Annotated in this window: 18 protein-coding genes and 2 pseudogenes; 5 read left to right on the top strand and 15 right to left on the bottom strand. The window is 56.2% G+C overall.

Translation table 11 applies throughout. The annotated features are described in order from the left end of the window. Positions 1-4: 4 nt before the first annotated feature. The 9 genes from ACYZTM_RS25185 to ACYZTM_RS25145 all read right to left on the bottom strand — a co-directional run bounded on the left by ACYZTM_RS25185 (position 5) and on the right by ACYZTM_RS25145 (position 13,163). A complete protein-coding gene (locus ACYZTM_RS25185; RefSeq protein WP_461985222.1) occupies positions 5-2,179 on the bottom strand; it encodes a peptidase domain-containing ABC transporter in 2,175 nt (724 codons plus the stop codon). Between the two features lie 8 nt (positions 2,180-2,187). Next, a complete protein-coding gene (locus tag ACYZTM_RS25180) occupies positions 2,188-3,402 on the bottom strand; it encodes an HlyD family secretion protein (protein ID WP_461989205.1) in 1,215 nt (404 codons plus the stop codon). 163 nt (positions 3,403-3,565) lie between these two features. After that, a complete protein-coding gene (locus tag ACYZTM_RS25175; protein ID WP_461985220.1) occupies positions 3,566-4,057 on the bottom strand; it encodes a toxin-activating lysine-acyltransferase in 492 nt (163 codons plus the stop codon). Then, positions 4,047-5,786, bottom strand: coding sequence for a hypothetical protein (locus ACYZTM_RS25170; RefSeq protein ID WP_461985218.1), 1,740 nt, complete (start codon positions 5,784-5,786; stop codon positions 4,047-4,049). The genes ACYZTM_RS25175 and ACYZTM_RS25170 overlap by 11 nt, the downstream gene beginning before the upstream one ends. Positions 5,787-7,144: 1,358 nt before the next feature. Then, a complete protein-coding gene (locus ACYZTM_RS25165; protein ID WP_461985216.1) occupies positions 7,145-9,007 on the bottom strand; it encodes a DUF3857 domain-containing transglutaminase family protein in 1,863 nt (620 codons plus the stop codon). Positions 9,008-9,204: 197 nt separating this feature from the next. After that, the gene (locus ACYZTM_RS25160) at positions 9,205-9,645 is read right to left on the bottom strand and encodes a carboxymuconolactone decarboxylase family protein (RefSeq protein WP_461954933.1); all 441 of its coding nucleotides are present in this window, start codon (positions 9,643-9,645) and stop codon (positions 9,205-9,207) included. A 274-nt stretch (positions 9,646-9,919) separates the two neighbouring features. Then, the gene (locus tag ACYZTM_RS25155) at positions 9,920-11,362 is read right to left on the bottom strand and encodes a mechanosensitive ion channel domain-containing protein (protein WP_461985214.1); all 1,443 of its coding nucleotides are present in this window, start codon (positions 11,360-11,362) and stop codon (positions 9,920-9,922) included. Between the two features lie 182 nt (positions 11,363-11,544). Next, a complete protein-coding gene (ycaC, locus tag ACYZTM_RS25150) occupies positions 11,545-12,171 on the bottom strand; it encodes an isochorismate family cysteine hydrolase YcaC (protein WP_461985212.1) in 627 nt (208 codons plus the stop codon). A 125-nt stretch (positions 12,172-12,296) separates the two neighbouring features. Then, positions 12,297-13,163, bottom strand: coding sequence for a pirin family protein (locus ACYZTM_RS25145; protein WP_131059852.1), 867 nt, complete (start codon positions 13,161-13,163; stop codon positions 12,297-12,299). A gap of 104 nt (positions 13,164-13,267) precedes the next feature. On the opposite strand from ACYZTM_RS25145, the gene ACYZTM_RS25140 reads away from it, so the two are divergent. The 3 genes and pseudogenes from ACYZTM_RS25140 to dkgB all read left to right on the top strand — a co-directional run bounded on the left by ACYZTM_RS25140 (position 13,268) and on the right by dkgB (position 15,835). Further along, positions 13,268-14,176, top strand: a complete 909-nt coding sequence (locus ACYZTM_RS25140) for a LysR substrate-binding domain-containing protein (protein WP_131059851.1) — start codon at positions 13,268-13,270, stop codon at positions 14,174-14,176. 95 nt (positions 14,177-14,271) lie between these two features. Next, positions 14,272-14,797: pseudogene (locus ACYZTM_RS25135) on the top strand (PaaI family thioesterase). Positions 14,798-15,031: 234 nt separating this feature from the next. Further along, a complete protein-coding gene (dkgB, locus tag ACYZTM_RS25130) occupies positions 15,032-15,835 on the top strand; it encodes a 2,5-didehydrogluconate reductase DkgB (protein WP_131059848.1) in 804 nt (267 codons plus the stop codon). Between the two features lie 3 nt (positions 15,836-15,838). Here the strand turns inward: dkgB and ACYZTM_RS25125 are convergent, their stop codons facing one another. The 6 genes and pseudogenes from ACYZTM_RS25125 to ACYZTM_RS25100 form a co-directional block, all read right to left on the bottom strand. Then, positions 15,839-19,027 (bottom strand): ATP-binding protein, encoded by a 3,189-nt coding sequence (locus ACYZTM_RS25125; protein WP_461989203.1) that lies wholly within the window; start codon positions 19,025-19,027, stop codon positions 15,839-15,841. A gap of 36 nt (positions 19,028-19,063) precedes the next feature. Continuing rightward, complete coding sequence (locus tag ACYZTM_RS25120; RefSeq protein WP_461985209.1) at positions 19,064-19,684, bottom strand: response regulator; 621 nt, start codon at positions 19,682-19,684, stop codon at positions 19,064-19,066. Between the two features lie 142 nt (positions 19,685-19,826). Then, positions 19,827-20,237: a response regulator gene (locus ACYZTM_RS25115; RefSeq protein ID WP_131059846.1), complete on the bottom strand. Its 411-nt coding sequence runs from the start codon at positions 20,235-20,237 to the stop codon at positions 19,827-19,829. A gap of 102 nt (positions 20,238-20,339) precedes the next feature. Next, a pseudogene (locus tag ACYZTM_RS25110) lies at positions 20,340-21,050 on the bottom strand (cation transporting ATPase C-terminal domain-containing protein); the annotation flags it as partial. A gap of 322 nt (positions 21,051-21,372) precedes the next feature. Next, on the bottom strand, positions 21,373-22,710 hold the full coding sequence (locus tag ACYZTM_RS25105; protein WP_131059845.1) for a lysine N(6)-hydroxylase/L-ornithine N(5)-oxygenase family protein: 1,338 nt from the start codon (positions 22,708-22,710) through the stop codon (positions 21,373-21,375). A 122-nt stretch (positions 22,711-22,832) separates the two neighbouring features. Then, a complete protein-coding gene (locus tag ACYZTM_RS25100; RefSeq protein ID WP_131059844.1) occupies positions 22,833-23,315 on the bottom strand; it encodes a sigma-70 family RNA polymerase sigma factor in 483 nt (160 codons plus the stop codon). Positions 23,316-23,797: 482 nt separating this feature from the next. Between ACYZTM_RS25100 and ACYZTM_RS25095 the strand changes: the two genes are divergently transcribed. Continuing rightward, positions 23,798-24,970, top strand: a complete 1,173-nt coding sequence (locus ACYZTM_RS25095; RefSeq protein ID WP_131059843.1) for an efflux RND transporter periplasmic adaptor subunit — start codon at positions 23,798-23,800, stop codon at positions 24,968-24,970. Continuing rightward, positions 24,971-26,944, top strand: coding sequence for a MacB family efflux pump subunit (locus ACYZTM_RS25090; protein WP_461985206.1), 1,974 nt, complete (start codon positions 24,971-24,973; stop codon positions 26,942-26,944). It abuts the gene before it with no gap.

Below are 26,944 nucleotides of genomic sequence, written 5' to 3'. Positions count from 1 at the left end.
CGGTTCATGGAGCCTCCACCGCCACATCATTCGACTGCGCAACGGATGACCGTCCTCTAATAATGGTAACCGGCTCATCCCACGCAATCTTTCCGGCATCCAGCATTACCACGCGATCGGCAGAAGCGATGGTGTCGGGACGGTGCGCGATAATAATCCGTGTCATCTGGAGAGAACGAATTGCCTGGTTCACTCGCTCCTCACACGCGACATCCAGATGACTGGTTGCTTCATCCAGGAGAAGAATTCGGGGCTTTTTATAAAGCGCCCTCGCCAGCAATACTCGCTGCTTTTGTCCGCCGGATAAAATGGTCCCCATATCCCCCACCAAGGTGTTGTACGCCATTGGCATCGCCTGAATATCGTCATGGATGGCCGCCATTTGCGCACACTCGATGACGCTGTCCATATTCGCTTGAGAATCGAAGAAGCTGATATTTTCCGCGAGCGACCCAGCAAACAACACGTCATCCTGCATGACCGTTCCGACAAGCTCACGGAGTCCATTCGTCCCCAGTTGGGAAAGAGGCAAACCCGCCACGCTAATTTCTCCATCACTGGGCGGGAAAACACCTAGCAACAGACTGATCAAAGTACTTTTACCGCTCCCTGACGCACCAGTGATCGCAACTGACTCACCTTCTTTAATGTGCAAATCCACGCCATTCAAAACAAAAGTCTCTTGATCTGAATAGCGGTATTTCAACCCCCTTATATCGATATGTGCTTCTCGTTTTTGTAGTGCCTCACTGTCAACATTCGCGGCATTTTCCTCAGGTGGATGCATGACGATGTCGGCCAGCCGCTCCCCCTGCAGTTGCAACATGTGCAGTTCAAACAGATTATCAATGAGGCTGCCTACACGGCTGACAAATTGTGTTTTATAGGCGACAAATGCCATTAGTACTCCCACGGTAAACTGACCACCCATTACCATCTGAGCACCGATCCAGAGGGTCAGCAAGTTCTCCATGCCGAACAGTAAACCATTGAGTTGAACGTACAGCAGTTGCAACTTCTGAGCCCGAAGCCCGGCATTTATTTGCTCAATCAGAAGACCAAGCCACGTCTGTTGGCGTACGTGCAGACGCTGGAATAACTTGAGCGGTCGAATACCGCGAACAGTCTCAAGGAAATGGCTCTCCTGCCTCGCCGTGTGGATAATCTGCTCCGCGGTTGCGTTACGCAGTGGGTGATACCAGACCCAACGACCCAAGCTATATAAAAGCATGGCGACCACAGTAATACTCGCCAGCGCAGGACTGTACAGAAACATCATGGCTAACGTGGCGATGGTCATCAAACCATCGACAACAGTCGAAAAAAAGGAGGCGGTCAGCGTATGCTGAATAGTGTCGACCGCGCCGAATCGCGATACGACATCGCCTAGATGGCGCTTTTCAAAGTACTGCGTCGGTAAACGCAGCAGATGGCTGAATACGTTGGATCGCCATTGAACACTAAGCAGTGTACTCATGTGCATCATGACCCATGCACGGACCGCCCCGACCAACTGCTGCATCAGCATCAGGACACCGAAGCCAATGGTGAGTGTTGTCAGTAAATCCCTGTCCTCGCTAACAAGGACGTTATCGATAGTCCATTGAAGAAGAAATGGACTGACCAACGAAAACACTTCAAGTGCCAACGTCAACAACAGGACCTGAGCAAGGGATTGGTACAGTCCACTAACGCGCCCTAACATCCCCATCAGTTTGACGCGAGGAGGCACTGATTGAACGGCAAAATTATGTTCAGGCCAAAGTTCCAGTGCGACGCCGGTAAATGAACGAGAGATATCATCCATACACAAAACACGTGTGCCATGCGCGGGATCGAATAACGTGGCACGTTGTCCACTCACCGACTCCAACACCACGAAATGGTTGAAATCCCAATGCAAAATACACGGTAGTTTTAGTTTACCCAATTCCTCCAGATCCACTCTTACCGCTCGAGATCCCAACTCAAGTTGTTGAGCAATTTGGACAATCTGCTGCAGCGTTGTGCCCTTGAGTGAAATCGTGAATCGCTGCCGCAACTCCATCAAGCTCGAATGATAACCGTGATAAGCAGCAATCATGGCAAGGCATGCAAGCCCACACTCGGTCGCCTCGGTCTGGAGAACCAAGGGCAAGCGCTTTCCAAACCTCAGGTTTATTGAATCAAAAACCATCATCAATAGTCCTATAACTTGCCGGTGAGACTATAGAGTGGTTCGAGTACCCACTCATAAAGGTGGCGAGTTTCCTGAAGGACATCCGCCTCAAGTAACATCCCATTCTGCAGCGCCCGTAACTCCCCATACGCTAAAACGCCCTGTTCCTTCAGACTGACTTGAATGCGATAAAATTGTTCGCCATCTTTACCAAGCCCTGGAATGCTGCTGCTCATATTTGCCAGCTCGGCAGACGAAATAGTTACCCGTGAAATTGACCGTATTTGCCCATGGTGTTGCCCAAATTTTTGATATGGATAAGCTTGATAACGAACAAGGACCGGATCCCCAACCTTGATAAAGCCAATTGATTTGCTCGGTGCATAGAGCTCTGCAATCAATTTGCTGTTGGCCGGAACAATGCTCATAACGGCACGTGAACCATCCAGTGTCTGGCCCACCTCCGCCATGACCGCCGTGACAATCCCCGACTCGGGAGCGGTGATAAGCAACAGGCGTTTGGCTTCGCTCTCCGCCACTTCCTGATCAATAAGAGACAAGGAGCGCTCCAGATTGGACAACTCATTGGCATGCCGGGAATCCAGGCTCGATAGCTCATTGCGACGCTCTACCAACTGCTGCTGCAACGCAGTCCGCTCCCGCTCTAAAGACTGGAGGGATTGTCGCTGCCCCAGCAGCTCACTCTGGCGCTGCTGAAGCTGATCCATGGAAATGTAACCTTTTTCCATTAAACCGCTATAACGACTTGCAGCGTCGGTAGCCAGAGCCACCAATTCTTGCTGGCTTGCGGTTTGCCTGACTAAAATCGAAAGTTCTCCCTGCAAACTGACAACCTTGCTGGCTAAACTTTTACGCTCGTCGAACTGGAGAAGTTTTTGCTTTCCAAGTGCCTCAAGCACTGAATGCCGTCGCAAGCGCAGTTGGACACTGACTTCCGCTTGCACAGGCTGAGCATCTGAACCATATCGTTCGCTGGAAATACTAAGCAAGCGCGCCCCCTTCTCGACGAACTGCCCCTCTTGCACAAACTTTTCCAATACAACACCGTATTGAGGAACTCGTACTTTCACTTGCCCGGAAGAAGGTAGTAATTGCCCAATAATCGTGCTGCGCTTTGTATAACTTCCCCAAACAAAAAACATGATCACCGATAAGGCCAGAACAACGGCAACGGCAGTGAGATAAGTAAATGACAACGGAGGAACCAACACCACCTCTCCCATCCACTTTACCTTCCGCGACTCAAGTGCCTCTGCACGGAAAAGTGAGGATTGACGATTCAAAAACTCACCCCTTGAAAACAATACACACCTAAAATCCCAACCATGCCATGCAACGTCAAATCAAAAAAACACATTCCCATTAAAGTAATTCCGGGCACAGCGATTAACGTCTAAAACGCTCAGATACAAAAGCACCACTATCAACGTCGTACCGACATAGTTTTTTGACACTGTAACTCGAATCCCTGCGAACCCAGGATAATCGCCCAACGTAAGATGATCGTATCTCTTCAAGAAAATAACGCGCCGCTTCCTTCACATTCCCCGTCGGCATACAAAAGTCAATCACCCATAAATTACCGCCCTCATTCCATTCCGAAAAATGCAACAAGAAGTTTTCATCACCCTGCAACCTGCTTTCTACATCTTCTGCAAGGTACGCCCATGTAATGTAACCAATCGGAGTACCATCCCAGTCAAAGAAGAATTTTATCTGGCCCAGTGCAATGGCCTGTTCAATCCAATACCGAATAGTCAGCACTTGAAACAGCGAGTATTTCTTTGACTGCAAAAGCACCATTACGGCATAACCTATCAAGGTCGCTCGCTCTTTAGTGTTTGCGTTTGTGCACTCAGTCGCAATGTCATACTTCACGTAAAGCCTCCTGCACCGGGCCATAGAAATCAACAACATTTTTTGCCATCGGAAGTTCTTTTGACAGCGCAACGAGTTGCGCCCAGGCTGCCAACTTTTGAGTGCCCTCATGCCTCACACGAAACACATCAAGAACTCCGTCATACTCAATAAAATCGCCTCCACTTTTCCACATTAACGCAGCTAACTTCGTATCTGTCTTCAGGCATATGTCCGCTGCATCCTTTGATTCAGACGCCAACGCATTTATCTGCTCTTTAAAATCCCAATCACTATTCGCGTTGCGAATTGATCCCTTTATAAAATCATACAATTTAACGTTTTGTAGAAGCACAGGCGTTACAGAGAACCTGGTTAAATTTATGCTCAAAATACGTATCAAACTACTCATGGAAACATTTGCTTTCCGCAGAGTCGCCGCTACAAATAATTCAAACGTCTGGTCCAGTTGATCACTCAAGTGACGATCGGAAACGCGCCAGTCGATGCTGATGATTGATACAGCTTTATCGACGCAAACATTTCTAACACAAGGACGCTCTGGCACTGAAAAAAAACGCAACCCGCCGAAAACCTTTTCAAGGCCCAGCTCATACGTTTGTTGTTTCATCAACATTATGAGCACGTCAGAGAAGTGCTTGAACTCTTCCGTCCCTGCCATTGCTTCGACTACGAAATGTGGAAACCCAGCACGTATCAGCGAGTTTTTCCTCATCTCTAACTCGTAGCACTTCTGAAACTCATCCAATGCGCTATTAAAAACTCCACTTGTGTACTGGTCAGACAACATCAAGTATTTTTTTGCGTAATAGCAAATATTTTCAATGCTTTTGATCGCTGAAAGATGCTCAGCCTCGAAGCGTTTGAAAAGCCGTTTCTCTCTAACCGATATCGGCGACACAACCGTCACACTATTCAGGTCCAGCCAACCACCGGTTATCGTCAAATTTGAAGATGACATCATCATATGCATGATGTTTTTACATCGTGCAACTGCAAACTGGCTTGCATAACGTCTTGCCAGTTCGGCTATTCCGCATCTAAATGAATCGATTGATGTCCAGTTGGATGCATTCGTAAAATCGGAATCACGCGATTGAGGCAGGAACTCATGAATACGCTGCATGGCTCGCTGCACGCGCCGTGCATCATTGCTTAATGACGCCCCCAAGGGTACGTCTTCTTTAAACAGAGTTGCACGCTCGAAATGAGCAGGCCTTACAACCGCCTCTCTAACAAGCAAAGCCCTGGCATGAGTTCTACCGTCAAGTACAAAGCTTTCGTTAAGCCTTATCACAGCCACTGTTCGGGCTGCACCATAAGGTAAGGCTATCTGGATGACCTCCCCCCAAATGGCCTCATGGATTGCTGATTCCAAATCGAGCATTCCATTGGAATGAACGGCATCATTATGCGCACCTACCAGCGGCGTTCTTCCAATTCCCTTTAGTTGAAATAAACCATCAAACCCACAACGACCACCGCCGCCGTTTCTCGAGATGAACTCACCACCATAACGCTCAGCAAAAAAAAGCTTACTGTCAACACTGCCATTTTCTAAATTTTCCGCAGCCGAACTGACACGATAGCTGTATTCACGCAGTATTTGGCACTCATCGCCCCCCATTGCGAGTTCTTTATTAAACAGCACCACCCGGGTATCGCTCACTTCAAAAGCAGAAAACTCCACCATTACTTCCGGCAAGTTAGACAAACTATCTTTCTGCACGACTTATGCCTCTCTCAAACAGCATTTTCAATTTAGCGAACTCACGCAGAACAAATAGAGTATTTTTCATACCCGAACGATCGGATCTTCGCCGCACTCACAGCTCGCCTGATTCCACCATCCGCCCAGCCCCAAAACAAGACAACTAATGCAGATAGAGTTAAATGCTAGCAACGAGAAAAGTACAAGGCCCGGGACGTTACAAGCACGCCCGGGCTTTGCACTCAAGCTACTTAATTAAGTAAATTTTGATGAGCGGCAACATAACTGCCATCATCACTGTAAAGGTCACTGCAGTGCCCATAGGTAATTTTATATACCGTTTGTAAGCCAGATAAATTGACAGCAGCCCGCACACAATGACATAAACGTACGAGAATACGAATCATGGAGAAGTCAAGTCTGCCGCACCAGGAAGCGTCATGAAATACATTTGAGAGAATATCGCTTCATCATCAAGCCCCCTCTAAATAGACAGTAAGCCACGGACCAACCATTATGACCACAATAACTATAATAGGCAGGACAACAAGATGAGTGTATGCTTCAGAAACAGCGACACCGAATTTTACTCGCAGCAGCCATACTGCAGACTTATAAAAAAACGCCATCGCCAGACTTAACACACACGACACTAATATCAACATACTCCACCTCAATAGACCTAGCACACAAAAAAGCGTGAAAATAATAAAAATCTTAATTTAAGCAAAGCTAATTATTATTCAAACGCCTTTTTGACTTTATGGTTTAGTGTGCATCAAGTCGACCCGCATTCCCAGTAACTACCCCCCCTGTAAACGCAACTCCAGATGCGGCGAAAGCTCTAGCTATACCAGCTGGCCCCATCACCGCTCCCCCCAGGGCTCCCGCACCTGTAGCCGCTGCAAAATCTCTACCCGAGAACTTCCCCCCACCTAACATTGAACCCGCGTATCCAGCCGCACCAGCCGCAGCACCTGCTACAGCTCCCGGAACTCCATAGGCACCATTCACAGCTTCGATTTCCGCCGATGAAAGCTCACGCATTAGCACTCTCCTTTTTTAGTATTTAATTTTCTAGCAACATCAAACAATCTTCTGAGCCGGCATTTTCAAGCTTGTAAAAATACATAGCCAATAAATTGTTTCCCGCAGGGCGCATCGCCCTGACAAACAACAACTCCATCATAAATATAAATTATGAATACACCGCCTTATTAGCCCGACCATTTTAAAATACAAAAGGCATCAACAGTCAACGACATACGAAACAAATAATTGTCTTATACACATGTAAAAAACGCAGAAAAACGAATACAACTCTTGATTATTTAAACCAAAAAGAAATTAAAGATTCTGCCTTTTTTCTTATCCCGCTATTGAGTTTGAACCACAATCTGTGATTTCAAATCACTTACCATTGAGCCAATAACCGAACTCATGCCTTTGAAATCATCGGAACTGCACAGTGCGCTGGGGTTGTTAAACTTCATGTGGCGACGGACGACCACCGCCCCAGGCTCTTTCGAGTATGTTGAGCTGTATTCAATTTTTTCATGGCGCAAAGTTATCGACTTAGGCACCGCGACAATACTGACCTCTTTTGCAAACTCAAAGCGCGCCTGCTCTTCTGTCACTCCCGAGATGCAGGTAAAGGCCTGAACACGATCGCTCTCGGCTGCGAAAGCAAAAACGTTTTGTGCAATGCCACCCGCGAAACTACTCATCGTGGAAACGCCCGTGGGTCCTGGAAAGCCAACCAGGTTCTCCGAACGACCGACCATTTTTATTGAAAGCTCGTTATCGCTCGCCTCAAGCTCGGTCGCGCTGAACGCTCCTTTACCTGTCTGCCCGTAGCTCGCCAGAACGTTTTGCACCAACTGGTTTCGATCAACAGGGCTCATGGAGTTAATGGCGTAACGATTGAACTCTGCCGCCCAGCCTGTGATTCGAGATGAGTGAGTAAAGTCGGCATCACCGTTGACGCTAACCTTGTACACCGTGTTGCTCTCAACCTTTCCTTCCTGGGTAGCAGGTGTACGTCCCAGTGTTCCTGGCTTGCTGAAAACGACGGGTTTATCCAGGTCAAAAATAGGCAGGTAACCGCCCGCAATTCCCTCTGCGGTTGAGTCCAGATAAAGGTCCAGGCTCGGGATATGGGTGATGACATGATTAAGTACACCAAGGGTCGGAACCTTGGGCAAGGTATAGGCATTACCAGAGTTGATAAGCGCAGGCGTGCTTTCTATAGCCACCGCGTCGAGCAACGACTGCAATAACACTACGTGATCCTTACAGTCCCCATAGCGATTGGCCAGAATGGTGTCGACAGGGTTTGGAACAACGCCACCCGCCCCAACATAGACTGCGACATATCGGATGTTTTTTCGCACCCAGTCGCTCAAGGCAATGGCCTTGTCCCGAGGGTTATCGAGATTGGCTGTGATCGTTTTTGCCAGCTCACCGATTTCTGCCGTCACACGACTCTTCGCCCGAGCGTCGTAGGCCTCGGCAAAGACTTTGAAGTCAGCGAACGTCGAAACTGTCAGATATTGACCATAATCCTGATAGGCGACGGAGCCACTTTCAATACGATCTTTTTTGCCGGGAATGTAGTCCCAGCGATATATTTTGCGTCCCGCCGCAACCACAGGATCGTGGGCCTTGAAGCCTCGGGCATCGGCATGCAATGGCATGCTTTGCGGCAAGTCATAAACAAGGGTGTATTGCTCGGTAGGGTGAAATGCAGGGTAGGACAGCGCCTCGAACTGCTTGGGGAACAAGGCAGTGGTGCGATGTGTCTTGAATTGAATGATTAGGCGATCGCCGACAGCGACTTCAGGAAAGATGACGACTTTGACCAGTGTGTCCTGGAACATCGGCGCATCGGAGGAGCCACGCTCTTGTTGTTCCTTGATCTGATCAGCCTTGACCGATACTTTCCGGCCATCCGGCTTCTGGGTGTAAGCCTCAACGACATCCAGGCTTTCCAGTGTTCGGTTGTAGGTCAACGGACGTTGCGAATAGGCCTTGATGGCTCGCTCTTCGTTGATCAGCACCACGATGTCATTGGTGGCGACAAAGCTGCCATCTGCGTTGATGACATGGGTTCGAACATCTTTCTCGATCGTGATCGAGGAATCGGTACCATCATCCTTGGCAACTGCAGTGTTCAGCGCAAAAACCAATACCGCTATTGAACCAACCAACCGTACAGGAAAAAAAACAGCGAACCGCATAAAGATCCATCTTTATAAATGATATTCGTTCGCAGTATAAGGCAATCAGCTGTCATTTGTAACAGCTTTGAAACAATCGGCAACAGCTTGATCGACCGCCGCTTTGATGTTGAATCTGCTTTCGCACCGCCACGGCGATGGTGCCCTTGATGCGCAAGGTGCAACCACCGGCCGCGCCGTCAGCAGACGCTCACTGATCAGGCTTGAGGCATTTTGCGGAAACCGACTGCCAAACGGTTCCAGGCGTTGATGGTGGTAATTGCCACGGTCAAGTCGACCAGTTCCTTCGGACTGAACTCGGACGCCGCCAGTTCGTAGTCCTCATCCGGTGCGTGAGTCTGGCTCAGCAGTGTCAGGGATTCGGTCCACGCCAGGGCCGCACGTTCACGCGGAGTGAAGAACGGCGTTTCACGCCAGGCCGACAGTGTGTACAGACGGCGCTCGTCTTCACCGCCCTTGCGGGCATCAGCGCTGTGCATATCCAGGCAAAAGGCACAGCCGTTGATTTGCGAGGTGCGCAGCTTGACCAGCTCGATCAGGGTTTTTTCCAGCGGCAGTTTCGACACTGCGGTTTCCAGCGCGATCATGGCTTTGAGTGCGTCTGGGGATGCGGTGTAGAAATCGATGCGAGGCTTCATGGTGGACTCCAATAGCAAGTGGGGGTGGAGCTACGTTAGTCCTGACGGCGTCGATGACAAATAGCCAATATCTCAGAAGTCGAGGAGGCCATTGAAGGATTTGGCGACCGTGGATTGCTGATTCGCAACTTCTGCGGCGGGCCTGTTGCCGTCTTCGCGGGCAAGTCGGATCGCCGCCCGCTCGCTCCTACAGGAGTCCGCGATCTCATGTAGGAGCGAGCGGGCGGCGATCCGAATTGCCCGCGAACCGCGTAGCGGCCATCCACCAAAAAAACTAAGCCCGGTTACGCAACCACTGCAAAAACCCTTTCTTCGCTACCACCTTCGGCACTTCCTGGGTCAGGGACTGCGCCTTGTGCAAGCGGAAATCCAGCAACGCCTTCATCGCTTCGCTGATGTCATGACGCGCATCCAGGCACGGTTTGAGGTAGTCCTTCTCGATCCGGTACAAGCTGCACGCGGTCTTGGCGCTGAACTCTGCCGGCAGCGCGGTATCGGACAACACCCCGCCCTCGCCGATCACCTCGCCCGGCCCCATGCGCCCGGATTCAAACTTGATCCCGCCACGGCTCAATTGCACCGAGACCACGCCGGATTCGATGATGAACAGGTGATCGCTGACCTCCCCCGCCGGCAAGATCATTTCACCGGCGCGGAAGGTTTGCAGCTTCATGTTCTGGCTGAAGGTGTCTTTCTCTTCCTGACGCAGGGTCGAGAAAATGTTCGAGCTGTCCAGCAGCGCCCGTGGCCGTGACAGCTCGGCAGGCGCGTTGGATTCGACGCTCGACAACAGGCTGACACCGGACGCTTGCAAGTGTCGGTACGCCAGGTCGAACAGCAGGTTGCGGACCATGCGCTTCTGATCCATGGAGACCACGAACCCGCTGATTTCGTACTCCACGCCACTGGCGCTGGAACCTTTCAACGATACGTTCGGCGCCGGTTTGTTCAACAGAAAACGGCAACCCTGCATCGCCCGCTCCAGCGCGTCGAGCACCGTTTGCGGGCGCGCGTGCGGGCTCAGTTGCAGGCTGATCGAGACGCCGAACATATCGCTCGGTCGGCTGAAATTGATGATCTTGGCCTTGGCCGCCAGCGAGTTGGGAATCACCGCCATGCTGCCCTGGGAGGTTTGCAGGCGTGTGGCGCGCCAGTCGATGTCGGTGACCCGACCTTCGGTGCCGTCGATGGAGATCCAGTCATCCAGTTGATAGGGTTTGGTGGTGTTGAGGACGATCCCCGAAAACACGTCGCTCAGGGTGCTTTGCAAGGCGAGGCCGACGATGATCGCCAACGCACCGGAGGTGGCGAGCACGCCCTTGACCGGCAGTTCAAGCACATAGGCCAGGGCGGCGATGACGGCGATCAAAAAGATCACCGCACCGAGCAAATCCTGCAGCAACCGCCCGGTGTGCCCGACCCGTTGCATCATCACCGCACCGATCAGCACGGTCAAAGTACGCGCGCCGAACAGCCACCAGCCGATCTGCAAACCCGTGGCCGCCAGGTGCAGCGGCACGTTATCGGCCCACGGTGCCGGCTCCAGCGGGTTCAAGCCTTCGTTGAACAGTAAGACGCTGAACAGCGCGAAAATCACCAGCCGTACGACCAGTTTCCAGTTGCTGCCATTGGCACTGAGCAGGCGCCATAGCCCAAGATCGATAAGGATCAAAATCATCGCGCAGATCAATGGGTGATCGGTAAGCAGTGACAGCATCAAGCAACTCCAGCCATGTACGGATGGGCACAGTGTAGGAGCAATTGCGGATTTGATAACACCACAAAAAACTGTGGGAGCGGGCTTGCTCGCGATAGCGGTGTAACAGTCAACTTAGTCGTTGAATGTTACTCCGCCTTCGCGAGCAAGCCCGCTCCCACAGGGGATGAGTGTTGTCAGGGTTATTTGCTGTCGGTCAGGGCGTTGTAGCTGGTAAACAGGTTGCGGTAGTCCGGGATGTGGTTGGAGAACAAGGTGCCCAAGCCTTCCACGTCGTTGCGCCAGTCGCGATGCAGCTCACAGGCCAGGCCGAACCAGGTCATCAATTGCGCGCCGGAGGACGACATACGGTCCCAGGCCGATTGACGGGTCAGTTCGTTGAAGGTGCCGGAAGCGTCGGTCACCACGAACACATCGAAGCCTTCAGCCAGGGCCGACAGTGCCGGGAAAGCCACGCAAACCTCGGTCACCACGCCGGCGATGATCAACTGTTTCTTGCCGGTCGCTTTGATTGCCTTGACGAAGTCTTCGTTGTCCCAGGCATTGATCTGGCCGGGACGGGCAATGTAAGGCGCGTCCGGGAACAGCGCCTTGATTTCAGGCACCAGTGGGCCGTTCGGACCGGTTTCGAAACTGGTGGTGAGGATGGTCGGCAGCTTGAAGTACTTGGCCAGGTCGGCCAGGGCCAGCACGTTGTTCTTGAAACGGTCCGGCTCGATGTCGCGCACCAGAGAAAGCAGACCCGCCTGGTGATCGACCAACAGAACGGCGGCGTTATCCTTGTCGAGACGTCTGTAAGAAGTAGTCATGGGAGTAATCCTCGCTTTTTATCGATGCCGAACGGGCCGGCTTGAATGAATCCTGATGTGGGTTAAACGCGGCCAGGCAAGGGTAGTCCCCAAGTCCGGCACGCCAGCGCAGTACAACAAAGTGTTCAATCGCTCATCCGACCGAACCGGCCTGACTGGAAGTCAGCAAAGGCCTGATGAATTTCTTGCTCGCTGTTCATCACGAACGGGCCGTGGCCGACAATCGGTTCGTCGATCGGCTCGCCGCTGAGCAGCAACACCACAGCGTCGTTATTGGCTTCCAGGCTGAGCTGATGGCCATCGCGTTCGAACAACGCCAACTGCCCTTCGCGCACCAGTTCCTGGCCGTTGACCTGAACCGTGCCGCGCAGCACCACCAGCGCGGTGTTGCGACCGTCGTGCAGATCCAGGGTCAACAGCTTGCCGCCGTTGAGGCGCAGATCCCAGACGTCGATCGGCGTAAACGTGCGCGCCGGGCCGGTGTGCCCCTCGAACTCGCCAGCGATCAAGCGCAGGCTGCCGGCCTTGTCCTTGAGCGGGATGCTCGGGATGTCGCCATCGAGAATCGTCTGATAACCGGCATCGGCCATTTTGTCCCGGGCCGGCAGGTTGACCCACAGCTGAACCATTTCCAGGGTGCCGCCGCTCTTGGCGAACCCTTCGGAGTGGAATTCTTCATGGAGAATCCCCGACGCCGCGGTCATCCATTGCACATCGCCAGGGCCAATCTTGCCGCCGCTGCCGGTAGAGTCGCGGTGCTCCAGTTCGCCCTTGTAAACGATAGTTACGGTTTCGAACCCGCGGTGTGGATGCTGACCAACGCCACGACGCTCGGTGGTCGGGGTGAACTCAGCAGGGCCCGCATGATCGAGTAGCAAAAACGGACTGATGTGTTTGCCCAGGTTGTCGTAGGAAAACAGCGTGCGAACCGGGAAACCGTCGCCGACCCAGTGGGTCCGTGGGCTGGTGTAGATACCGATGATGTTTTTCATCCTGCCTCCAAATTCGTTGTTTGACGCGATGGATTAAGCTTAAAACCGCAGCCTTTGATGCACTAGACTGCAAAAATAAGCCTTGGCGTTCTACCTGGAGAACGATGGTGGAAGACCTCAACACCCTGTACTACTTCACCCAAGTGGTGGAACACGGCGGTTTCGCCCCGGCCGGGCGGGCGCTGGACATGCCCAAATCCAAGCTCAGCCGACGCATTGCCGAGCTTGAAGAGCGCCTCGGTGTACGCCTGCTGCACCGCACCAGTCGGCACTGTTCGCTGACCGAAATCGGCCAGGCGTATTACCAGCGCTGCCTGGCCATGCGCGTGGAGGCGGAAAGCGCCGCCGAACTCATCGAACGCAATCGCTCCGAACCTCAAGGGCTGGTGCGCATCAGTTGCCCGACGGCGCTGCTCAACTCCTGGGTCGGGCCGATGCTGACCCGCTACATGCTCAAGTACCCGTTAGTGGAGTTGTTCATCGAGAGCACCAACCGCCGGGTCGATCTGATCCACGAGGGATTCGACATTGCCCTGCGGGTGCGCTTTCCACCGCTGGAAAACACCGACATGGTGATGAAGGTGCTGGGCAACAGCACGCAGTGCCTGGTGGGCAGCCCGGCCTTTGGCGAACACCTGTCGTCGCCCGCCTCCCCGGCCGACCTCAGCGGTTTGCCGAGCCTGCACTGGGGAGCGGCGCAGCGTGAATATCAGTGGGAATTGTTCGGCGCGGACGGCGCCAGCGCGATGATTCGACACGCACCGCGCATGGTCACCGATGACCTGTTGGCCTTGCGCCACGCCGTGCTCGCCGGGATCGGCATTGCGCACCTGCCGAGCGTGGTGGTGCGCGATGACATCGCGGCCGGGCGATTGGTTGAACTGGTGTCGGGTTGGGCGCCGAAGTGCGGAATCGTGCACGCGATCTTTCCGTCACGTCGCGGATTGCTGCCCTCGGTCAGAGCGTTGATCGACTTTTTAGGCGAGGAATTCAACCTCAGCGATATCGCTTGATAACGCGACACACGGGGCTGGCGGAGTTTTTACTTCGGACATAATATCGATGCGGATTACAACCATAATATCCGCTCCCGCCTGAGGACATCCTCATGCAAAGCCCCAACCGCGACGCCACCCTCGCCCAATGGATCGCCCAGGAACAGGCCATGCGCTCGCGTCTGGCTGGCCCTGGCAGTTTGTCCATGGCCGAGGTCAGCGCGCTGTCGCCCGCCGAGTTTTTCGAGGGTATCGGCGACGGTGTACTGCCTTCACCACCCATCGGCGCCTTGATGGACTTCATCCCGATTGAATGGTCGGCCGGGCTGTTCATTTTCCAGGGCGCGCCGGACTCGCGGCATTACAACCCGCTGGGCAGCGTGCATGGCGGCTACGCGGCGACCTTGCTGGATTCGTGCATGGGCTGCGTGATTCACACTCAGTTGAAGAAGGGCCAGGGGTACACGACGCTGGACTTGCGCATCAGCTACGTCCGCGCGTTGACCGGTTCGGGCCGAAGGCAAAATTGTGCATTTGGGCCGTTCTACCGCGCTGGCCGAGGGGCGGATTTATGATGTGGATGGGCGGTTGTATGCGACCGGGTCGACCACTTGCATGATTCTTGAAGCTCGGGGGTAAGCTTCAGGACCGAGGCGCTCCCTTCGCGGGCAAGCCTCGCTCCTACAAAATCTAGCAAATTCCTGTAGGAGCGAGGCTTGCCCGCGAAGGCGCCCGACCAGACACCAACAATCCCCCAGGCTGCCAACGATTCATGACTTGCGGTAAACATTGCTTTGCCCATCCAGCTGTTTTTCCCAGGGAGGCAGCCGGGGATACTCCTGTCCATTGCCACTGCAACCCCTGGAGTCATTGATGTCTATTCCCGCATTCGGTCTCGGTACCTTTCGCTTGCAAGGCCAGGTGGTCATCGATTCGGTGAGCACCGGCCTCGCGCTGGGTTACCGGGTGATCGACACCGCGCAAATCTACGAAAACGAAGCCGAGGTCGGCGAGGCCATTGCCGCCAGTGGTATCGCCCGTGAAGAGCTGTTCATCACCAGCAAAATCTGGGTCGCCAACTTCGCCAAAGACCGGTTGATTGACAGCCTCAAAGAGAGCCTGCGCAAACTGCAGACCGATTACCTGGACCTGACGCTGATCCACTGGCCGTCCCCGGAAGATCAAGTGCCGGTCGAGGAGTTCATGGGCGCCTTGCTCGAAGCCAAACGACTGGGCCTGACCCGGCAGATCGGCATCTCCAACTTCACGGTCGACCTGATGCAGCAGGCGATTGCAGCGGTCGGTGCCGAGAACATCGCCACCAACCAGATCGAACTGCACCCGTACCTGCAAAACCGCAAGGTCGTCGAGTTTGCCCAGCACCAAGGCATCCAGATCACCTCCTACATGACCTTGGCCTACGGCGAAGTGTTGAAAGACCCGGTCATCCAGCAAATCGCCGATCGTCTTCAGGCAACCCCGGCCCAAGTCACACTGGCCTGGGCCATGCAGCTGGGTAACGCGGTCATCCCCTCCTCTACCAAACGCGCCAACCTGCAAAGCAATTTGCAAGCTTGTGCCCTGCAATTGAGCGAGGCCGACATGGCGTTGATTGCAAGCCTGGATCGTGGCCAGCGCTTGACCAGCCCGAAAGGCATCGCACCGCATTGGGATTAAGCGTCAGCTCTGCTCAAGGCTCTGATCGAGACTTCGCATTGCGTCCTGCAATTGATCGACGGCCTCGTCGATCAATGCCGCGCGACCCTCGCCGCAGGCACGTTCCAGCGCTTCACAACACTCGATCAGCCGTTGGGCCCGGACCATGCGCGCACCGCCCTTGATGCGGTGCACCAGGTCTTGCAGAACGGGGAGATTGTTGCCAGCGTGGGCTTGAAGCAGATGTTCACGGTCCTCCCGATTGGTCACTGCCAGTTCGCGCAGCAATTGATTGATCAACGTCCGGTCTTCACCGACGTACTGCTCCAACTCACTCAGGTCGATTTCTGACGATGAGGGTTGTTTGCTCGTCGTCTCTGCAAACCGGCCAGCCAACCACCCACTCAGGTCCGCCAGCCGAATGGGTTTGAACAGGCAGTCGTCCATACCCGCTTCAAGGCACAGGACCTTTTCTTCAGGCTGCGCATTGGCGGTAAAACCCAGAATCAGCGTCGGCGGCAGGCCTTGCGCGCGCTCTTCATCGCGTATCGCGCCAGTCAATTCATAACCGCTGAGTTTTGGCATATTGCAGTCAGTGATGACCACATCAAACTCGTGTGCCCGCCACAGTTCCAGCCCTTGCCCGCCATCCTCGGCCTCCATCACGCGATGCCCCAGGTAGCTCAGTTGACTTGAGAGCAACAAGCGGTTGGCCGGGTAATCATCAACCACCAGAACCGTCAGCGGCCGCGTGGGGACCTGCACCACCGTCCTGTTCACCGATTCATCGGCAGGCAGCGGTTTCAATGCGATCAGCGACAGGCTGATCTCGACCTGCGAACCCCGTCCGAGGACGCTGCGCAGCACCAGCCGGCCGCCCATCATTTCGCACAACGTGCGGCTGATCACCAACCCCAGCCCGGATCCCTTGCGGGCGGATTGCTGGCTGTTGCCGGCCTGAACGAACGGACTGAACAACCGCTGCTGGTCGGTCGCACTGATGCCAATGCCACTGTCTTCAATGCGCACATTCACCGCCAGGTACCCCAACGTACCGGGTATGACCCAAAGCGTCAGGCTCACTTCGCCTTCGCAGGTAAACTTGATCGCATTGCTCAAAAGATTGGACAGCACTTGCTTGAAGCGTGTGGGGTCGATCAACACTGCGCGATCACTGCGCGGGTCCAGATCGACGCGCCACGCCAGGTGCTTTTCCCGGGCAAGTCCTTCAAAGACCCGGCACACCGACGCCACCAGATCACGCAGATTGACGCGTTCGGGGGTCAGCGATAAATGCCCGGACTCAATACGCGCGATGTCCAGAATGTCGCCGATCAACGCCAGCAACTGCTGCGCAGCCGTGGAGGCGACTTCGAGGGAGACGCGATCAGCGACGCCCACTTCTGCACGCTTCCAGGCCATTTCCAGAAAGCCGATCAGGGCATTGATCGGCGTGCGGATTTCATGGCTCATGGTCGCCAGAAACGTGGTTTTGGCACGGTTGGCATCGTCCGCCGCATCCTTGGCCACCTGTAACTGCTGCATCCACTGCTGGCGCTGGCGAATCTGCCGACGCTGCCAGGCGATCCATCCAAGGGCCAGCATCAACAACGCCGCGGCCGCGGTAAACGCCTGCAAAATATCTTGGCGATGACGCAGCCAATAACTGTCATCCACCACCACATCATTGCTCCAGCGAGCGACCAGATCGTCCATTTCCTCGGGCGAAATGCTCAGCAGCGCCTTGTTCAATATCGAGTGCAACTCCGGTTCATCACGGCCGGTTGCCATGGCGATGCGCGCAGGTTCATCGCCCACGGTGCTGCTGATCCGTAAACGTCCCTGGTAATACCGGGTAATCAGGTAACGGGTCATGAACAATGAACTGAGCGCGGCATCCGCGTGTCCTTTCGCCACCAACTCCAGACCTTCGGCCGGGTTTTGAACATCCACCATCTGCACCTGCGGCGCCCGCGCCTGAATGAACGCACGCATCGGATGACGGGGATAAATCGCCAGGCGTTTACCGGCCAGATCGTCCAGCGTCGTCGGGCTACCGGGGGTTGTTGCATTGACCAGCGTATACGGATGGGCCATATAGGACCGGGTAAAGTGCAATCCGGTGACGTCTTTGGTCATGGGGATGATGGTGGGCAAGAGCTTGATCTCGCCGGCTCTGAGTCGCTGGATCTGCTGGTCCAGGGTTTGCCCTCGTAACACATTAAAGTTCAAACCACTGCGCTGGCTGATCAGCGTCAGCAATTGCGCCGTCAACCCACTGAATCGCCCCTCGGCATCGTAGAACGTCAACGGCGCAAAGTCCCCGACGACGCCCACGTTCACCGTCGCATGCTGATCCAGCCAACGCTGTTCACTCTCACTCAGACTCACGCGCTGCTGTCCGGCCACTTTCGCCCTGCCAGCGCTCCAGCGCTGCTCGATGACCGAGCGCTGCTCCAAGGGGATCGCCGCCAGCGCCTTGTCGATAAGGTCCTTCAGCGGCAGGTTGTCCCGAGCCAGTGCAAAGCCGAACGGGTTAGCGTCGAGGCCCGACGGCCCCATCAGTTGAACGTCATTGAGGTAGTTGTTGTTGATCAGGTAATTGGCGCTGATGAGGTCCCCGAGGTACACGTCATCCTGCCCGTACGCTACCGCCCCGAGCGCATCGAGCGCTGACGGATAACGTTGCAGGCTGGCCTCGGGATAGAACGATTCAACCGTCTGCGCCGGCAGGTAGTCATCGGCCATGGCAATACGTTTGCCCGCCAGATCCAAGGGCATGCGCTCGTCCAGGCGGGTGACCAGCATCGGCTGATCTTCAGCATAAGCACTGGACAGGGTCAGCTCAGGGTCGGCCAGTTCGAAGTTGTTCGAGGTCGCGAGCACATCCAGTCCGCCGTACTTCAGCGCCTCCATGGCCGCTTCACGCGTGACATAACGCAGCACCTCGATCTGCACGTTCAGCAGTTGCGCGACCAGCGCGGTGTAATCGGCGGTGATGCCTTCCAGCTCATCGTGATTGCGCGTCACCTCGAACGGCGGGTAGTCCGGCCCGCTCACCCCGACGCGCAACACACGCTTGTTGCGCAGCCATTGGCGGTCCTGTTTCTCCAGAGGGACCTCGTACCCTTCCACTGTGGAACGCCCCAGCAGCTGCAAGCGCTCAGGCTCGCCGGCGATCGAGGCCAACGCCGGGGGCACCAGGCACACCATCAGGATCAGAAGCAAGATATGCACGATCGGGCGCACTCAGATCAGGTGATTGCGTATGGCGAAATCGCGCAGATGCACCGCCGCCACGACCCTTAGTTTTATGATCAAACGCGTTTTGTAGGTGCTGACGGTTTTGTGGCTCAGGTTCATGGCTTTGGCGATCGCCTTGTTGGAGAGGCCTCGGGCAAGGTGCTGCAAGATGTTCATCTCTCGGTTGGAAAGCGAGTCGATCATCTTTTTTTCACTGTGTTGCAGCGGGTTCATCGGGCTGGAAACCAGCTGCGCGAAATAGGTGTAGCCCGCCATCAACGCGTGCAGCGCCTTGTGCAATTGATCCAGGCTGTTGGTTTTCGAGACATACGCCAAGGCGCCACCGCGCATGCAACGCTCCTGGAAAAACAGCGGATCGAGCGAGGTGAAAACCAGCACCACACATTTCCAGGCGCTGGACCTGATTCGCTCCAGCAGATCCAGCCCACTGCCGTCAGGCATCACCAGATCCAGGATTAGCACATCGACCGGATGCTGACGCAGTATCGTCAACGCTTCCCCAACACTTGCCGCCTCATGAATCCGTTTGAAACCTTCCCGTTCAAGTACAAGCTTGAGTGCGGCGCGAATCACCGGATGATCGTCGACAATCAGCACTGACTTCATGGCCACTCCCTGTGCAAAGACTCAGCGAATGCCCACGGGATAACGTCGGGGTAGACGCAACGGCTGCGCCATGACTGTTGCATGGAGGAAAGGCAGAATCTACCTGTAAGAAATGACAGTCCCGACGAACGGTAAACCGCCATCACCCGGCATACCGCTGATCGCGCTCCTGCGGCGATGGATCAATGATCGTCATCAGCCGCTGAATGCACGGCAGATCAGGCAGCGCTGCGTGGCTCACCTGAATCTTCTGTTGCTCACAGGCCGGGATCGGCGGCAAGTGCGCCCGTTGGCCGTCGAAAATCAGTGCATGGCGAACCTGCCGGTTATTGAGGAAGTACCCGAGCACATCCAGTTCGCCTGCCGCCAGCGCGGCATTGACGACCACCAGGTCGAACGGCTCGCAACCGTATTCGATCAGGGTCAGCATTGGCGCAAGCCCCTGCACCGGCGCCACCCGGTAATAGCCGAGTTGATTGAACAGCCGTTCGATGTTCATCCGGTGAAAGTGCTGCTGGTCGGCGATCAGGATGCGTAAGGCTTTATTCGGCATCAGAGCCTCTTGTGTGATGGCTGGTTTTTGATGCGGCGAGGCTACGGGAGGCGCGCACAGGTTTCTGTAGGACTTTTCCTAAATGACTGCAGATTCCGGCAATTACTGCCGTCCAAACCGCCGAATGTAGAATCCCTTCACCGCTTGAGTCAGCCCCATGTACGCCAGCAGAATCACCGGCAAGAACACGAAATACAGCGACGGCAGCGCCTCTGATTTGAAGTAGTGCGCCAACGGCCCCATTGGCAGGAAGATCCCGACTGCCATGATGATCCCGGTCATGACCATCAACGGCATCGCCGCGCGGCTTTGCAGGAACGGGATTTTCGGTGTGCGGATCATGTGCACGATCAACGTCTGCGTCAGCAACCCGACCACGAACCAGCCGGACTGGAACCGGGTTTGATGGTCCGGTGTGTTGGCGTCGAACACGTACCACATCAGGGCAAACGTGGTGATGTCGAAGATCGAACTGATCGGGCCGAAAAACAGCATGAAGCGCCCGACATCCGCTGGCTGCCAACGCTGCGGCTTGCCGAGCATTTCTTCATCGACGTTATCGAACGGGATGGCGATCTGCGAAATGTCGTAGAGCAGGTTTTGCACCAGCAGGTGCATCGGCAGGAACGGGATGAACGCGCTGGCCACCAGCACCGAGAACACGTTGCCGTAGTTCGAGCTGGCGGTCATCTTGATGTACTTGAGCATGTTGGCGAAGGTCCGGCGCCCTTCCAGCACGCCCTCCTCCAGCACCATCAGGCTCTTCTCCAGCAGAATGATGTCGGCCGCTTCCTTGGCGATGTCCACGGCGCTGCCAGGCTGCGCGTTATCTTGCCGGGAAGGTGCCGGTTATCGAATCCGGCCGACTACTGTCACTCGAACAAGTACCCACTGAGGGTCTCCGCTATTGATGAAAACGCGCGAAGCTTACGCCCCGATTTCTGGAGAGTAAACGAAGGAACGGTGGGTGGTGGGAGAATTGCGGGGTTCTTCAGGAAGGGTTCAGCTTTCAAGATTTGTGGTGCTTTTCAGGGCCTCTTCGCGAGCAGGCTCGCTCCTACATTTTGTCCTGTGAATACAGGTCCATTGTGGGAGCGAGCCTGCTCGCGATGGCGGCCTGACAGGCGCCGAAGATTTAGCTGGCAGTCGCTAGCAACAAATCCACCACCGACCGGCTATGCCCACGGTTCTTTCCATGGTCATACAAGGAACCGGCAATCTCATCCGCCCGAATCGGCAGGATCGACAACAAGGTGTCGCTCAAACCATGGCTCGCCTGGCAGAAGCCCTGCATATAGATGCCGGCCTTGCAGCGTTCGTCGGTGATCAGCTTGTAGTTGCGATCCACCTCGAAATCACCCAGGTACTGCTCCAGCGGCGCCAGCAGCTTGCGGTGCATCTGGCGTTCGTAACCGGTGGCCAGGACCACGGCGTCGTAAAGGCGAACCGTGACTTCACCAGTGGCATTGTTGCGCACCGCCAGTTCGATGCCGCGCTCGGTGGCGGTGGCTTTTTCGATCGTGGTCAGAGTACGGAACGCATGGCGCGCGACGCCCGAGACTTTCTGGCGATAGAAGATGCCGTAGATGCGTTCGATCAGGTCGATGTCCACCACCGAATAGTTGGTGTTGTGGTACTCGTTGACCAGACGCTCGCGCTCGCTGCTCGCCTGCTGGAACACCAGGTCGGTGAACTCCGGCGAGAACACTTCGTTGACGAACGGGCTGTCATCCGCCGGCTTCAGTGCCGAGCCACGCAGGATCATGTCCACCTGCACCGACGGGAAGCTGTCGTTCAAATCGATGAAGGCTTCCGCCGCACTTTGACCGCCACCGATGATCGCGATGCTCATCGGCTGATTGTTCACGCAAGGCTGCTTGGCCATCTGCGCCAGGTACTGGGAGTGGTGGAACACGCGGCCGTCACCTTTGAGCGCCTTGAACGCTTCGGGAATGCGCGGCGTACCGCCGGTACTGACCACCACCGAACGGGTGGTGCGTACATGTTGATGCCCCGTGGCGTCGCGAGAGATCACCCGCAGCGCCTCGACCTGCTGGTTGTGCAGCACCGGCTCGATGGTCAGCACTTCTTCGCCGTAGCGGCTCTGGGCTTCAAACTGGCCGGCGACCCAGCGCAGGTAATCGTTGTACTCCATGCGGCACGGATAGAACGTGCCGAGGTTGATGAAGTCCACCAGACGGCCGTGATGCTTGAGGTAGTTGACGAACGAATACGGGCTGGTCGGATTGCGCAGGGTCACCAGGTCTTTGAGGAAGGAAATCTGCAGTTCGCTCTGGGTCGACAGGGTATTGCCGTGCCAGCTGTAGTTGGGCTGCTTGTCGAGAAACAGTACATCCAGCTCGCCCTGGTTCGGCCCGCGCTCTTGCAGAGCGATGGCCAGCGCCAGGTTCGAAGGGCCGAAACCGACGCCGATCAGGTCGTGAACGATGGGCGATGCAATTGCCTGTGTCATTTCCAGTGTCCTCTGGATGAACCCCTCAACAAGGGGAATAAGCCTAAGTGACCTGATGCAGGACAGCAGGTCGTCTGTTGAGTAGGAACGAGGACAATGAAAAAAAATTTAGAGAGAAGGGATCAATGGGCGTCCCACTGGCGCATCCGCACGCGGCAATGTTTCATGGCATTGACGATGTGCTTCTCCACCAGCGCGCGCGAGATGCCCAGTTGTTCAGCGATTTCCGGGTGCGACAGGCCATCGATTTTGCGCAGCAGAAAACTTTCGCGACACAGCCGTGGCAATTCCGCCAAGGCACGCTGGAGCATCTCCAGGCGCTGGCCGTGATCGAGGCAGTTGTGCGGCGATGGTGTGAAGTAGCGCTCTTCGTTGTCGAGCACGTCCAGCGACTCGACCTGGCGCAAGGCATTGCGCCGATGATCGTCAATCACCAGGTTCAGCGCGGTGCGATAAAGGAATGCCCGGGGCTGCTCGATCGGCGTGTCGCTGGAACGCTCCAGCACCCGCAAATAAGCGTCATGCACCACATCTTCGGCAACCTGACGGTTGCCTAGCTTGGCGTTCAGGAAACACACCAGCTCGCGATAGTAGTTTTCCAACATGACTCCCGGCCGCACAGGGTGCGGTTTCTGTCCTTGAGCCACCTCGGCGACCGCCGAAATAGGCAGTGGCAAGATGGTGGCAGTTCGAGCCGCGTAATTTATAGTAATTCTCATATAGATTTAAAGTGTTGGTTTGACTTACCCGATAAATAGTCATGTGCTACACCTTGTGGCGAGGGGATTTAGCGAAACGTCGCACCGCCCCGTTAGGCTGCGAAGCAGTCGTTAATGCGCTTTAACTTTGAAATGCCGGGGCCGCTCCGCAGCCTAACGGGGCGGTGCGACGTTTCGCTAAATCCCCTCGCCACACAAGCGCCCGCAGTCTGTTTGTATCGACCTGTGTCCGCACCTAAATTCCCCGCTACTTTCCTCGTTTACAGGACAGCTCCCCGTGTCTGTCGGCTCCCCGACAGCGTTCGGCTGTCGCCGGTTTATGTGCGCAGGTTGAACGACGGGCCGATACCCATTGGCCGGAACCCTGCATGAAACGTCCCCGACAGACCCGACGCGCCCTGCTTGTAGCACTTTGTCTGATCCCCGTTATCGCCATCGCCGCCTGGCAAGTGATCCCGCCTGGGCGGGACAAATTCGCCACCGTGCAAGTCAGCCGTGGCGACATTGAAAGCAGCGTCACCGCGTTGGGCACCCTGCAACCCCGGCGCTATGTCGACGTCGGCGCCCAGGCGTCCGGGCAGATCCAGAAGATCCACGTGGAAGTCGGCGACGTGGTCAAGGAAGGCCAATTGCTGGTGGAGATCGATCCGTCCACCCAGCAAGCCAAACTCGACGCCGGCCGGTTCTCCATCGAGAACCTCAAGGCGCAGCTTCAGGAACAACAGGCACTGCACGAACTGGCCCGGCAGAAATACCAGCGCCAACAGAACCTCAAGGCTGGCGGCGCAACCCGCGAAGAAGACGTGCAAACTGCCCAGGCCGAGCTGCGCGCCACCCAGGCCCGCATCGACATGTTCCAGGCGCAGATCCGTCAGGGCCAGGCCAGCCTGCGCAGCGATCAGGCCGAACTCGGTTACACGCGGATTTACGCACCGATGGCCGGCACCGTGGTTGCACTCGACGCCCGGGTCGGCCAGACCCTCAACGCCCAGCAGCAAACACCGCTGATTCTGCGCATCGCCAAGTTGTCGCCGATGACGGTATGGGCCGAGGTTTCGGAAGCCGACATCGGCCACGTCAAACCCGGCATGACCGCCTGGTTCACCACCCTCAGCGGTGGCAACCGACGCTGGAGCAGCACCGTGCGGCAAATTCTGCCAGTGCCGCCCAAGCCGCTGGATCAGACCAGCCAGGGTGGCGGCAGCCCGGCCAGTTCGAGCAAAAGTGGCAGCGCGCGTGTGGTGCTGTATACGGTGTTGCTGGACGTCGATAACGCCGACAACGCGTTGATGGCGGAAATGACCACCCAAGTGTTCTTCGTTTCGGATCAGGCGAAAAACACCCTCACTGCGCCTGTCGCGGCGTTGCAGGCCGGCACTGAGGCCAACATGCAAATCGCCCAGGTCGTCGCCAAAAACGGCAGCATTCAGCAACGCGACGTGCGCACCGGTATCAGCGATCGTCTGCGGGTGCAGATCCTCGACGGTTTGCAGGAAGGCGATCACCTGCTGATCGGCCCGGCCGACGGGAGTGGCGGCTGAATGCAGACGCCTCTGATCGACCTGCAGGACATTCGCAAAGCCTACGGCGGCGGCGATTCACCTGAAGTTCACGTGTTGCGCGGCATCGACCTGTCGATCCATGCCGGGGAGTTCGTGGCGATCGTCGGTGCTTCCGGCTCCGGCAAGTCGACGCTGATGAACATCCTCGGTTGCCTCGACCGCCCCACGTCGGGCGAATACCGATTCGCCGGGCAAAACGTCGCCGCCCTCGACAGCGACGAGCTTGCCTGGCTGCGCCGCGAAGCCTTTGGTTTTGTGTTCCAGGGTTATCACCTGATCCCGTCCGGCTCGGCCCAGGAAAACGTCGAGATGCCGGCCATCTATGCAGGCTTGCCGGCGGCCGAACGCCACGCCCGCGCCGCCGCCCTGCTCGACCGTCTCGGCCTGGCCTCGCGCACCGGTAACCGCCCGCATCAGCTCTCCGGTGGCCAGCAGCAACGGGTGTCGATTGCCCGCGCCTTGATGAACGGCGGCCACATCATCCTCGCCGACGAACCCACCGGCGCCCTCGACAGCCACAGCGGCGCCGAGGTGATGACCCTGCTCGACGAACTGGCGAGCCAGGGCCACGTGGTGATCCTCATCACCCACGACCGCGAAGTCGCGGCCCGGGCCAAACGCATCATCGAAATCCGTGACGGGCTGATCATCAGCGACAGCGCTCGTGACAACCCTGAAGCGCAAACCTCGGCCAACCCCGGCGCGCTGCAAGCGGTGCATCTGCGCAAGCGTCTGACGGAAGGAGCGCAAGCCACCGGCGCGTGGAAAGGCGAACTGATCGACGCCGTACAAGCGGCGTGGCGGGTGATGTGGATCAACCGCTTTCGCACGGCACTGACACTGCTCGGGATTATCATCGGTGTGGCGTCGGTGGTGGTGATGCTCGCCGTCGGCGAAGGCAGCAAACGCCAGGTGATGGCGCAAATGGGTGCTTTCGGCTCCAACATCATTTACCTCAGCGGCTCATCACCCAATCCGCGTACGCCGTTGGGCATCGTCACCCTGGATGACGTCGCGGCGGTGGGAAGCCTGCCGCAAGTGACGCGGATCATGCCGGTCAACGGTCAGGAAGCCGGGGTGCGCTTCGGCAACCTCGACCACTTGAGCTACGTTGGCGGTAACGACACCAATTTCCCGGCGATTTTCAACTGGCCGGTTGTGCAAGGCAACTATTTCACCCAGGACGATGAGCGCAACGCCGCGGCGGTTGCGGTGATTGGCCACAAAGTGCGGACCAGGTTGCTCAAGGACGTAGCCAACCCGATCGGCCAGTACATCCTGATCGAGAACGTGCCGTTCCAGGTAGTCGGCGTACTCGCGGAAAAAGGCGCCAGCTCGGGCGATTCCGACAGCGACGACCGCATCGCCATCCCGTATTCCGCCGCGAGCGTGCGCCTGTTTGGCACCCACAATCCCGAGTACGTGGCCATCGCCGCCGCCGACGCACGCAAGGTCAAGGAGACTGAGATTGCCATCGAGCAATTGATGCTGCGCCTGCACAACGGCAAGAAGGATTTCGAACTGACCAACAACGCCGCGATGATCCAGGCCGAAGCGCGCACGCAAAACACCCTGTCGTTGATGCTGGGCTCGATTGCCGCCATTTCGCTGCTGGTGGGCGGGATCGGCGTGATGAACATCATGCTGATGACCGTGCGCGAGCGAACCCGGGAGATCGGCATCCGCATGGCCACCGGCGCCCGCCAGCGCGACATCCTCCGTCAGTTTCTGACGGAAGCGGTGATGCTGTCGGTGGTCGGTGGGCTCGCCGGGATCGCCCTGGCGCTGATCGTCGGCGGCGTGCTGATCCTCAGCGAAGTCGCCGTCGCGTTCTCTTTGATAGCGGTGCTCGGCGCCTTCGGCTGCGCCCTGGTCACCGGTGTTGTCTTCGGCTTCATGCCGGCCCGCAAAGCTGCCCGACTCGACCCGGTCACGGCCCTTACCAGTGAATGA

Source organism: Pseudomonas sp. MDT2-39-1 (genome assembly GCF_054898085.1).
Note: the sequence above shows the minus strand (reverse complement) of the source record. Positions and strands in the feature narration are given on the sequence as shown.